This is a genomic window from Leptospiraceae bacterium, from assembly GCA_016708435.1.
In the GTDB taxonomy this organism is placed as follows: Bacteria; Spirochaetota; Leptospiria; order Leptospirales; family Leptospiraceae; genus UBA2033.
Map to the genome: position 1 here is coordinate 84,669 of JADJFV010000003.1, position 11,824 is coordinate 96,492.

The 11,824-nt window shown below is 37.9% G+C and carries 13 protein-coding genes; 12 read left to right on the top strand and 1 reads right to left on the bottom strand.

Going from position 1 to position 11,824, the window contains the following annotated elements; genetic code table 11:
* The first annotated feature begins 80 nt into the window (after nt 1-80).
* The 7 genes from IPH52_07855 (at nt 81) to IPH52_07885 (ending at nt 6,183) form a co-directional block, all read left to right on the top strand.
* Nucleotides 81-644 (top strand): cob(I)yrinic acid a,c-diamide adenosyltransferase, encoded by a 564-nt coding sequence (locus IPH52_07855; GenBank protein ID MBK7054951.1) that lies wholly within the window; start codon nt 81-83, stop codon nt 642-644.
* Nucleotides 641-1,915: a peptide MFS transporter gene (locus tag IPH52_07860; protein MBK7054952.1), complete on the top strand. Its 1,275-nt coding sequence runs from the start codon at nt 641-643 to the stop codon at nt 1,913-1,915. Before IPH52_07855 ends, IPH52_07860 begins: the two co-directional genes overlap by 4 nt.
* Nucleotides 1,916-1,924: 9 nt before the next feature.
* Nucleotides 1,925-2,746, top strand: coding sequence for an MORN motif-containing protein (locus IPH52_07865; GenBank protein MBK7054953.1), 822 nt, complete (start codon nt 1,925-1,927; stop codon nt 2,744-2,746).
* A gap of 109 nt (nt 2,747-2,855) precedes the next feature.
* Nucleotides 2,856-3,788, top strand: coding sequence for a cysteine synthase A (cysK, locus tag IPH52_07870; protein MBK7054954.1), 933 nt, complete (start codon nt 2,856-2,858; stop codon nt 3,786-3,788).
* Between the two features lie 142 nt (nt 3,789-3,930).
* On the top strand, nt 3,931-5,064 hold the full coding sequence (locus tag IPH52_07875) for a PLP-dependent transferase (protein ID MBK7054955.1): 1,134 nt from the start codon (nt 3,931-3,933) through the stop codon (nt 5,062-5,064).
* Complete coding sequence (locus IPH52_07880; protein ID MBK7054956.1) at nt 5,064-5,651, top strand: hypothetical protein; 588 nt, start codon at nt 5,064-5,066, stop codon at nt 5,649-5,651. Before IPH52_07875 ends, IPH52_07880 begins: the two co-directional genes overlap by 1 nt.
* Nucleotides 5,617-6,183, top strand: a complete 567-nt coding sequence (locus tag IPH52_07885; GenBank protein MBK7054957.1) for a hypothetical protein — start codon at nt 5,617-5,619, stop codon at nt 6,181-6,183. The genes IPH52_07880 and IPH52_07885 overlap by 35 nt, the downstream gene beginning before the upstream one ends.
* 4 nt (nt 6,184-6,187) lie before the next feature.
* Here the strand turns inward: IPH52_07885 and thiL are convergent, their stop codons facing one another.
* Nucleotides 6,188-7,099, bottom strand: coding sequence for a thiamine-phosphate kinase (gene thiL / locus IPH52_07890; GenBank protein ID MBK7054958.1), 912 nt, complete (start codon nt 7,097-7,099; stop codon nt 6,188-6,190).
* Between the two features lie 119 nt (nt 7,100-7,218).
* Here thiL and rplM point away from each other — a divergent pair, with 119 nt between their 5' ends.
* The 5 genes from rplM to IPH52_07915 all read left to right on the top strand — a co-directional run bounded on the left by rplM (nt 7,219) and on the right by IPH52_07915 (nt 11,823).
* Nucleotides 7,219-7,668: a 50S ribosomal protein L13 gene (gene rplM, locus IPH52_07895; protein ID MBK7054959.1), complete on the top strand. Its 450-nt coding sequence runs from the start codon at nt 7,219-7,221 to the stop codon at nt 7,666-7,668.
* Between the two features lie 18 nt (nt 7,669-7,686).
* On the top strand, nt 7,687-8,085 hold the full coding sequence (gene rpsI / locus IPH52_07900; GenBank protein ID MBK7054960.1) for a 30S ribosomal protein S9: 399 nt from the start codon (nt 7,687-7,689) through the stop codon (nt 8,083-8,085).
* Between the two features lie 130 nt (nt 8,086-8,215).
* A complete protein-coding gene (locus IPH52_07905) occupies nt 8,216-8,566 on the top strand; it encodes a RecX family transcriptional regulator (GenBank protein MBK7054961.1) in 351 nt (116 codons plus the stop codon).
* Between the two features lie 8 nt (nt 8,567-8,574).
* Nucleotides 8,575-11,325 carry an alanine--tRNA ligase gene (alaS, locus tag IPH52_07910; protein MBK7054962.1) on the top strand — a complete coding sequence of 917 codons (2,751 nt, stop codon included), beginning with the start codon at nt 8,575-8,577 and terminating at the stop codon, nt 11,323-11,325.
* Complete coding sequence (locus tag IPH52_07915; GenBank protein ID MBK7054963.1) at nt 11,326-11,823, top strand: YajQ family cyclic di-GMP-binding protein; 498 nt, start codon at nt 11,326-11,328, stop codon at nt 11,821-11,823. It abuts the gene before it with no gap.
* Nucleotide 11,824: the final 1 nt, after the last annotated feature.

Consider the following 11,824-nt stretch of genomic DNA (forward strand, 5'->3'; position numbering starts at 1 on the left):
TTTTATCTGTTCATCGGTGGTAAATTCCTAAACCCCAAAAAAGGAATGACCATTCTCTTTTTCTTTAGAATGTTGTTTCTATGAAGATATATACTAAGACAGGGGATAAGGGCAAAACGTCCTTAGCCTCAGGGAAGCGTGTTTCTAAGTCGGATGATTTGGTTAGTCTCTATGGAATTTGTGACGAGTTAAATTCCCAGATTGGAATTGCGGTTTCCTTTTTGAAAGAGGACTCGGCTATTAAAGATCCGCTTTTTATTACTCAGAATTTACTTTTTGAGTTAGGCTCTGAGCTTGCGGGGTTTAGATTAAATGATGCGGCTGCCTCTATTATTTTCGAGACAGATATAACACATTTAGAAAAAGCAATCGATGACTGGACAGCAAAACTTCCAGAGATGAAAAGTTTTATTCTTCCCGGCGGTGCCAAGACTGCTTCTTTCTTACATGTGGCGCGAACGATTTGTCGTGAGTTAGAAAGAGAAATGATTAAAGCCAAAGAGAAGGGGCTTGAGATTTTTGATATGAGCTTAATCTATGTTAACCGCTTGTCAGATTTTCTTTTTGTTGCCGCAAGGTTTGCCAATTTGGAAGAAGGCATTTCTGATATCAAATGGACTTCTCGCGCTAAGGCGATGAAATGACTAAGACTCACCCGACTGGAATCTACATTCTATTCTTTACCGAAATGTGGGAGCGGTTTAGTTATTATGGAATGCGAGCCATTTTAATATTATACCTCGTAAAGTATTTTAATTACAGTGACGAATTTGCTGGAAGTGTCTATGGCGCCTACACTGGATTAGTCTACCTCACTCCAATCCTAGGTGGCTATATTGCTGATAGGTTCATTGGTTTTAAGAATGCAATTTTTCTTGGTGGGACTCTTATGATGTGCGGGCATATTTCTCTTGCCATTAGTTCGATTGAGTTCTTTTATTTGGGGTTACTTCTTCTTATCCTCGGAAATGGATTTTTTAAACCAAATATTTCTACTTACCTCGGCACCCTCTACGCGGATAAGCCTGAATTAAAAGATTCAGGATTTACCATATTCTATATGGGCATAAATCTAGGTGGAATGTTTGGACCTCTTCTTTGTGGCTACCTGGGAGAAGTCCACGGCTGGCATTATGGATTTGGATTGGCAGGAGTGGGAATGCTTGCGGGGCTAATCGTATTTAAACTCGGTTTACCCACATTAGCCGCCAACGAAAAATCTAGCTCTCAGTCCAAAGAAAGCGCAAACTCGGAATTACTCACGCCAATTGAAAAACAAAGAATCCTTGTGATCTTGATAATGTCTATATTTACCATGTTCTTTTGGTTTGCCTTCGAGCAGGCGGGTTCTTCTATGAACCTTTTTGCCGACCGGTATATGGACAGAAACCTCTTTGGAACAGAAATTCCTGCCTCTCTCTTTCAATCTGTAAATGCGTTTCTGATTTTAGTTCTTGCGCCACTCTTCGCTAGACTCTGGACTGACCTTGCTGATAAAAAGCGAGAGCCGAATACTCCTTTGAAGTTTTCTTTTGCCTTTGTTTTACTCGGAATTGGATTTTTATTTTTAGTTTTTGGCTCGCAGGGAATTGAGCCCGGATCTGTTGTGAAGACTTCAATGCTTTGGTTAAATCTTGCGATTTTATTTCATACGATGGGTGAGCTTTGCATTTCTCCCGTAGGACTTTCTATGGTCTCAAAGCTTTCCCCCGCACGATTTGGTGGACTTTTGATGGGGACTTGGTTTTTATCGAACGCCATTTCTCATTATGTGGCAGGTTTCTTCTCAGGAAAAATGAGCCAATTTACCAATCTTTCTGACTTTTTTCTCATCTTTGTTTACACATCTTTTACTAGTGCCATAATTTTATTCTTGTTAAATAAGAAATTAAATACCATGATGCATAATCACTAGGGTTAGAACATGTTACATACTTTAATTTATACTTTGCTTTTATTAATTTTCATCTCTTGCGCAGGCACAGACAAACGCAAGGGTTGTGTCACGGGAGATTGCAACAACGGAGCGGGAACTTTCATCGATCCAGAAGATGGCAAATACATCGGTCAATTTAAAGATGGAGATTTTAATGGTAGAGGAACTTTTACATCTACCGATGGCGAAAAATACAACGGAAACTTTAAAAATGGAAATTTTGACGGTGAAGGCACACTCATTTTAGCCGACGGCGAAAAATACGTGGGCAATTTTGCCAATGGACTTTTTGAAGGAGATGGCGCTCTTAGTTTTGCCAATGGCGACAAATACGACGGAGAATTCAAGCAGGGAAAATTTCACGGCGAAGGTGTATTAGCCTTTAAGTCAGGCGAGAGATACGAAGGCAAATTCAAAGAAGGAAAATTTGACGGCGATGGAAATCTTTACTTCAAAAGCGGCTCCAAATATATTGGGAAATTTGCCAGTGGTAATTACAGCGGACACGGAATTCTTACATTCAAAAATGGGAAAAAATACGTCGGCGACTTCAAAGACAATAAGTTTGACGGGAAAGGCACTTTGACTTTTCCAAATGGAACTGTTTACGTCGGTGACTTTAAAGAAGGTTTATTCCACGGGCAGGGCACATTTGATAGCTACACCGGAGAAAAATACGTAGGACAGTTCAAAAATGGAACTTACAATGGAAAGGGAACTCTTACCTTACCAGATGGAACAGCCGTTGCAGCCGAATTTCTGAACGGAAACCCCCAAGGCGGCGAGTTAACCTACCCCGACAAACGCTAGAAATCTAATAAAGCATACAAATAGTTTAATTTATTGGATTTTTTGTTTGACGCAAATCTAATTTCTGGAAAAGCTGTAACAAAAATATTACCATATTGACGAGGAATTCATGAAAGCAGATAGCATATTACAAACGATTGGAAATACCCCCCATGTAAAAATTAACAAACTTTACGGGAACAAAGCAAATGTTTGGGTAAAATTAGAAAAAGCAAATCCAGGTGGAAGCATCAAAGATAGAATTGCGCTTTCCATGATTGAAGATGCAGAGAAAAAAGGGATTTTAACAAAGGACAGTGTGATCATTGAGCCTACTTCTGGCAATACAGGCGTTGGTCTTGCTATGGTTGCGGCTGTTAAAGGTTATCCGCTCATCTTAGTAATGCCGGAGTCTATGAGTATTGAAAGAAGAAGACTCATGTCTGCTTACGGGGCTACTTTTGAATTAACCCCGAGAGAAAAAGGAATGCCAGGTGCAATCGAGAAAGCAAAAGAGTTAGTAGCCGCTAGAAAGAATGCATGGATGCCACAGCAATTTGAAAACGATGCAAACATTCAAGTTCACATCAATACCACTGCTAAAGAAATTCTAGCTGACTTTTCCGATGGATTGGATTATTTAATCACTGGAGTTGGAACTGGTGGACATATTACCGGTGTAGCTCGAGTATTAAAAGAAAAATTTCCTAATCTAAAAGTATTTGCAGTAGAGCCTGCGGCTTCTCCTGTGATTACCGCTACTTTAAACAACGAGCCTCCAAAACCCGGTCCACATCCGATCCAAGGAATTGGTGCAGGATTTATTCCTAAGAATTTAGATACTAAATTACTCGATGGAGTAATTCAAATTAGTAAAGAAGAAGCATTTGAATATGCTATTCGCTCTGCTAAAGAAGAAGGGATTTTTGTAGGAGTATCTTCCGGCGCATCTCTTGCTGCAGTCGCCAAAAAAATTGCTGAGATTCCTGCAGGTGCAAAAGTTCTAACTTTCGCTTATGATACTGGAGAAAGATATCTCTCTATCGAAGGTCTTTTCGCTTAATCACCATTAACCACAAAACAAAACGTGTAAAAGCATGATTTTCATTGACTTTTACAAAATATCCGTGTTCTCGGTGTCCATCGGTAGCAATCTTAATTTTTTTTCAATTGACATAACACTCTCAATTCTTTAAACAATTTTCATGCACATTGAAACAGTATTCGTTCATGGTGGTGATGCACATAAATCCGTCACTGGATCTATCAGTATGCCTATTTATCAAACGGCAACCTTTGAGCATCCCGAACTAGGAAAATCTACAGGCTTTGACTATTCTAGAACACTCAATCCAACTAGACAAAAATTAGAAAGCTCTTACGCATTATTAGAATCAGGCACGGATGGATTTGCCTTCACTACAGGCATGTCAGCGATATCTGCCATATTTGATTTTTTTAAAGCAGGCGATGAATTCGTAATTTGCGACGACCTTTATGGGGGAAGCTATCGTTTCTTCCAAGAGATTTGCAAAAATCGAAATCAAAAGTTTATCTATGTCGATACGTCGAATCTAGAAAATATTACAAAGAATATTACCAAAAACACAAAAGCAATCTTTGTTGAATCTCCCACTAATCCAATGATGAAAGTGACAGATATTGCGGCTGTCGCATCTATCGCAAAACAAAATGGGATTTTATCTATTTGTGATAATACATTTCTAACTCCTTACTTTCAAAGACCTTTAGAGCTTGGCATTGACATTGTTGTATGCAGTGCCACTAAATTTATCGGTGGGCATAACGACACATTAGCCGGTCTGATTGCTGTAAATGGATCTGAGCTTGGAGAAAAGATTCGCTTCATTCAAAATACAGTCGGCTCAGGACTTGCTCCTTTTGATAGCTGGTTGATGCTTCGCGGCCTAAAGACATTAGCCGTAAGAATGCAAAGACAGGAAGAAAATGCAAAGGCAATCTCTGAATGGCTTGGAAAAAATCCTCTTGTGGATAAGGTGTATTATCCGGGATTAATTTCTCATCCTGGATATTCTATTTCCAGATCGCAATCCACAGGCTTTGGTGCAATGATTTCTTTTGAAGTAAAGAGCAAAGAAATCGTAGAGCAAATCTTAAAACGTGTAAAAATTATATCCTTTGCAGAGAGTCTTGGAGGTGTGGAAAGTCTTATCACCTATCCGATTGTCCAAACTCATGCCGCAATTCCGAAAGAAATTTTAGATAGGCTGGGAATCAATGAAAGACTGGTTTGTTTATCCGTTGGAATTGAATCGAGTGTAGATTTAATTGAAGACCTAAAGCAGGCAATCGGCTAATGGTCAAAAGAAAGAATTGGTCAGAAGACCGAAAGGGTTCTTATATAATCCCTTATCTCGAAGGAGGCAAAAAGCAGCCGAATCTAATTCCCAATAAAACAGAGAAGGGGTTAATCACGCTTAACCAGACGACCATTCGCAAAAAAGCTATCACTGAATGTCAGAAGACTCTTAAAAAAATCGATAAAGTCAAACAAGAGCTAGATCAATTTGAAAAAAAAGATAAGCCAGCTTACGAAAGATGGATTAAAGAGAACTTTGGCGAATTAATAAATAAGATTCGAATATGGTCTATTGAGATTCAAGAGAAGAGAGCCTTGATTGACGAGGTGCAAGAGGAAGCTTTCGCTAAAGGTATCACTTTCATCGAAGCCTTTCAGATTATTAAGTATAGAAAAGAGCATCCAGAAGAATTCCCCGAAGAAAATAAAAAGCAAACGGAAGAAGATTTTTGGGAAAATAAAATAGAAGATGAAGAAGATATTTTTAGAGAAGACCTAAATGATTTTTACAAGCGCTTCAATGAAAAATACGATATGAATGACGAAGAATTTGAATCTATTAAAGAAAGGTTTCAAAGGGGCTAAGGGCAAACGCGGAGATTTAGATGCTCGTCTAAAAGAGCGCTATCGTCTTATCGTTCAAAAATTACACCCCGATAAAAATCGAGAAGCATCCGAAATGGAAAAGGAACTCTGGCATGAAGCACAAGAAGCCTATAAAATCAAAGACTTAGAAAAAATAGATTTTATCATTGCGCTTTTTAATATTCGGTTTGGCTCCATCGGAATTGATAGCTCGATCTTTGATCTGAAAACAGCGAATACAAAATTAGAAAAGTCACTTAAAAAATTCGGTCAAATCATTCGCCGTGCAAAGAACGAACCTTCCTGGCTTTTTCTTTCCTTAAAGCCTGCAAAGCTAATTGCATTAAAAAAAGAAGCCACGAAAGAATTCAAAGACTACGAAAAAAATACTTCGATAGAGTTGCAAGAAATCAATACAATTCTAAGCAAATGGGAAAAAGGGGCAGCGATTGTGGCTAGTCATCAGTATTCACCGAGTAGCCGAAAGCAAAAAAAGGAAGATGACTTTCTGAATTTCTACGCAAACTTTTGATATTCTATTGAAAGTGTAAAAAACCTCTCTTCTCAGGTTTATAACGTTTCCCATCTAATGTAAAATATACTTTCGGTAAACCAACTGTAGCCTTACCGATACAGCTAACGGGAAATTTTTTAGTTGATTCGATTTTCTCCTTTGATAAGAATAGAAGCTCTAACTCTTCGCCTGAACTCAGTATGTCATCTAAGCTCATATACGCTTGCAGTTCAGAAAGCCTTGGTATCTTCTCCATTTCTATATCCATTCTTAGATTGGAAGCTAATGCCAATTTACCGCTGTCCTGAATCAGTCCATCTGTAATGTCCATCATCGCAGAGATTTTATATTTTCTGGTTAAATGCTTTGCCATTTCCAATTTAGAAGATGGCTGTAAGTGCTTATGCAAAGCTTCTTTTTTTAACGAAAGGGGTAATTGTATATTATCTGCTAGCAGTTTGTATCCTAATAGAGAAAGTCCAATCGAGCCGGACATATACACCAAATCGTTTTTACTTCCAGTATGACGCAAGATGGGTTTCTTGGTTTCTCCGATTAAGGTAAGCGTTAGATTTGTCTTATCAGAAAAATAGGTATCGCCACCTTCTAGTTGAATCTTATACTGTAATAATTTATTATGAAGTTGTTTTAGAAAAGGTTTTAGCCAATTGTTTTTTTCGGAAAACCTGGAAAGTCCTAGATTTAGAAAGGCTACTCTAGGTAATCCGCCGGACGCTGCAATATCGGATACATTTACTTCAATAAGCTTACAGGCAATATCCGCTGGTGAACTCCATTCATGCTTGAAGTGAGTTCCCTCAGCAATTGTGTCAGTCGTTATCAAATACTTTCCATCAAAAAAGAAACAATCGTCTAGTCTGGTATCGTTTTTTCTTCCTCTATACAATTCTTTGATTATACTTGATTCTTTCATAAGCTTGTCATTCCTACCACTCATTGGATTAGCAAAGTATTTTTCCCGCAAATAACTAAAAAATCTTGCATTCTTTTCTATAACAAAAATTATGACAAAAAGAGGATTATTTTTACATTATGCCAATCATATCACCAGCACATAGAACCCCTTCCTTGAAAAAAGAGGAAACTAAGAAGTCATGGTTTGTAGTGGATGCCCAAGGAAAAACTTTAGGTAGACTTTGTTCTGCAGTGGCAACTAGACTCAGAGGCAAGCATAAAGCTACCTTTACTCCCAACCAAGATTGTGGAGACAATATCATCATCATCAATGCAGCGAAAGTGCAAGTTACTGGTCGCAAGAGAGAACAAAAGATTTACTATCATCACTCTTTATATCCAGGTGGTATGTCTGCAATTCCGTTTAAAGATTTGATCAAGGAAAATCCTGAGAGAATTTTAATCGAAGGCGTGAAAGGAATGCTTCCTAGAACAAAACTAGGTGATGTAATGCTTTCCAATTTAAGAGTATTTGCTGGAAGCGAGCACAACCTAAAAGCTCAAAAACCAGTTGCATTAGAGTTATAATAAATTAAGGATTATTCAATGGCAAAAGATAAAGGCACTTGGACAGTAGGTAGACGTAAAACATCCGTAGCTAGATTAAAGCTTACAGATGGAACCGGAAAGATCACAGTAAACAGAAAAGACATCAAAGATTATATCACAACAGGTGAAGCGAAAGTAGCCGCTGCGATTGCTCCTCTCACAATCTTAAATGTGAAAGACAAATATGACCTTTTATTAAATGTTCACGGTGGTGGAGTAACAGGTCAAGTAGAAGCAATCCGTCATGCGATAGCGCGTGCTCTTTCTTTGAAAAGTGCAGAGTCTAGAGGCATTCTTAAAAAAGAAGGATTCTTAACAAGAGATTCTAGAATGGTTGAGCGTAAGAAATACGGTCTACACAAAGCTAGAAGAGGAACACAATTCTCTAAACGTTAATCTCTTTGTTTGGACGAGATTATCTATTCTAAAATTCTAAAACTTCTCAGAACGAGAGATCGGTCTGAGAAAGAGATTTTAGAGTTTCTAAAAAAAAGCGGGGGTAAGCGAGTCTGACTCCGCTTTTGCTATTGATAGACTTCGCTCTTCAAAATTAATCAGTGATACACGTTTCGCAGAAAATAAAATTCGTTCTAGAACTCAGAACCAGCATTGGGGAAAAGAAAAAATAAAGTTAGAGCTTATCGAATTTGGAATTTCGGAAGAGATCATTCTTGCTGAGATTTCTAAGATAGAGGATTCAGTGTGGATAGAAAATTGCGAGAGCATAATCACTAGAAACTCTATCCATAAAAAAAACCAAATAGAAGTATTTAAACTTAAGAAAAAACTTTTCCAAATGGGTTACCCGCAAGATACAATCAAAAAAGCTTTTACGAATCAAAGTATTTCAGAAGAGATAGAATACGATTTAGAATAGGAAATTCAATGTATAAAACAGTCGCAGAGATTAGAAAATTATTTATAGATTATTTTAGAAACAACGGGCATACAATCGTTGCCTCCTCCAGTTTAATTCCAGTTGGAGATCCAACGCTTCTTTTTACTACAGCAGGCATGGTTCAATTTAAGCCTTATTTCACTGGAGCTGTAGAACTAACGTTCACAAGAGCGGCTACTTCCCAGAAATCTCTTCGCACTACTGATTTAGAAAATGTTGGTCGCACAGAAAGACATTGCACATTCTTTGAGATGCTTGGAAATTTTAGCTTTGGAGATTACTTCAAGAAAGAAGCAATTGCCTACGCACTGGATTTTTCTACAAAGCATTTAGGATTTGATAAAGAAAAAATTTGGATTACAGTTTACTTAGATGATGATGAAGCGGAGAACTTTTGGTTAGCAGAAGGAATTCCAAAAGAAAGAATTGTAAGACTAGGAAAAAAAGATAATTTCTGGGGACCTGCTGGTGATACTGGAGCCTGTGGACCTTGCTCGGAACTTTATTTAGATAGAGGACCCGAAAAAGGGGGACCTAACTGTGGAACGTCTAATACCTGTAAGCCGGGATGTGACTGTGACAGGTTCTTAGAATTTTGGAATCTTGTCTTTAATCAATTCGATCAAGACATAAACGGAAAATTAAATCCTTTAAAACAAACTGGCATTGATACAGGTTCCGGCTTAGAGCGAGTAGCCTTACTATTACAAAATGTAGATTCTGTTTATGATACAGACGAACTAAGAAGAATCATTGGATTTATAGAAAAATTAAGTGGCAAAGCTTACGACACAGAAACAAAGATGGCATTTCGCGTATTGACAGATCATTCCCGCGCGATAACTTTTTCTATTTCAGACGGAGTCATGCCAGATAAAACGGGGCGTGGTTATGTTATCCGCCGTTTAATTCGTCGTGCTTCTTTATTTGCTAGAAGAATTGGAATCAAAGAGGCATTTATCTACAAAGTAATTCCTGAAATCGTAGACATTTACAAAGAAGAATATCCTGACTTAGCAAAGCGTCAAACAGAGATTATCCGTATTGTAAAATCAGAAGAGGATTTATTTTTAAACACACTCGAACTCGGTCTTGCAGTGATTGACTCAATGACCAAGCAATACGAAGCCAAAAAAGAAAGACGTTTTAGTGGTGCTGATACATTTAAGCTATACGGCACTTACGGATTTCCGGCTGAGATGACAAAGGAAATTTTACGAGATAGAGGATTTGAATTTGATGAAAAAGGATTTGCAGAAGAGCTAGAAAAAGACAGAAAACTTTCTCGCGATAGTTGGAAAGGAAAGAAAGCACAAGTCCTTAGCTCTCTCGGAGAAAAAATTCCTGCTACAAAATTTACCGGTTACGAGAAAGTATCGGATGAGGGGAAAATTCTATTTATCCTGCAAGACTCTAAACCTGTATCTGCGTTAAAGACAGGAGAAGATGGAATCATTGTATTAAATCAATCTTGCTTTTATGGAGAATCCGGCGGTCAGATTGGAGATAGCGGTTACATTAAATTAGGCGATAATCTATTTCAGGTAAAAGATACGCAGAAGGAAAATGATGTCATCCTACACATTGGCTCTCTTCTGAAGGGAGAATTAAAAGTAGGGGATTTAATTTCTACCGAAGTAGAATCCAATCGCCGTGAGCTTCTAACCTATCATCACTCCGGAACGCATCTTTTAAACGGGGCACTGCGCGAATTACTTGGAACTCATGTTGCTCAAAAAGCTTCTTTAGTATCCGATGAATACTTGCGCTTTGACTTTTCGCATAACGCTGCTTTGTCAGAGGATGAGATCATTCAAATCGAATCTAAAGTCAACGAAGCCATTCAATCCTCAGTCGATGTGGCTACGCAAGTGTTGTCGATCGAAGAAGCGAAGAAAACCGGTGCGGTAGCTTTCTTCGAAGAAAAATATGGTGATATAGTTAGAGTCATCCAAATGGGAAAATACTCCGTAGAGTTTTGCGGTGGGACTCATGTAAAGAATACAGGAAATATTAAATACTTCTACATTCAAAAAGAATCAAGCCCGGGTGCGGGAAATAGAAGAATCGAAGCAGTCTGTGGCTCTCCTGTAATCGAATTCTTCCAAAAAGAATTTCAAGCCCTTTCGCAAAAGACACAGGAGTTTAATTTAAAAGCAAAAGATGTATTTAAAGACAGTAAGAATTTTATAGATTCAAAAATTCCAAGTCCCGACGAGGTGCAAGGTGCATTTCTAAAACAGGGAGCGGTTACAGTCAAACAATACAGAGACTTAAAGCGCAGTATTGAAAAAGAACTGATTGAAAAAAATACCGTTCTGACAAAAGAGAAAAAGAAACTCGAATCAGAAGGGAATAATTCTATTTTGTCGCAAGCAGATTCTATTTTTGCAAGCGCCGAAAAGATTGGCTCTACTTATTTTATTAATCATAGCTTTCAAGATTTAAAGATTGATGTATTAAAAGAGCTAGGTGATAGAATTAAAAATCGTTCCGAAAAAGTTTTCATCTCCTTTGTATTGGAATCGGAGGCTAACAAGGCTGTGCTTCTTATGGCAAATAAAATTGCTGTAGAATCAGGACTTGATTGCAATCAAATTCTAAAATCATCCATGTCTATCCTGAACGGGAAAGGTGGGGGTAAGGTAGATATGGCGCAAGGCTCTACTTCCAAAGAAACTTCTACACAAGAAATTATCGAAACAGTAAAAAAAGAAATTATAAAGAGAGTTAATTAAATGGCACAAGATCCCTCATTTGATATAGTATCCAAAGTAGAAAAAGCAGAGCTTGCAAACGCAGTCGCGCAAGCAATGACAGAAATTACTACACGATTTGATTTTAAAGGCTCTAAGTCTGACATCAAAGTAGATGAAGAAAATCTAGTTATCACCTCTGATAACGAAATTAAAATCAAACAAGTAATAGATGTATTAATCAACAAACTTGCAAAGCGCGGAATTGGTCTCAAAGCTTTTAACTTCGAATCCAAAATAGAAGCGGCTACTGGCAATTCTGCGCGAATGAAAGTAAAAATCCAGCAAGGTCTTGAAAAAGAACATACTAAAGAAATTGTCCGCATCATAAAAGACGCAAAGCTAAAAGTGCAGGCTGCTATCATGGGCGACTACGTCCGAGTAACCGGTAAAAAGAAAGACGATCTCCAAGACGTTCAAAACCTTCTCAAAAAAGGCGAACTAGATTTCGACTTTCATTTTACGAATTATAAGGGGTAAT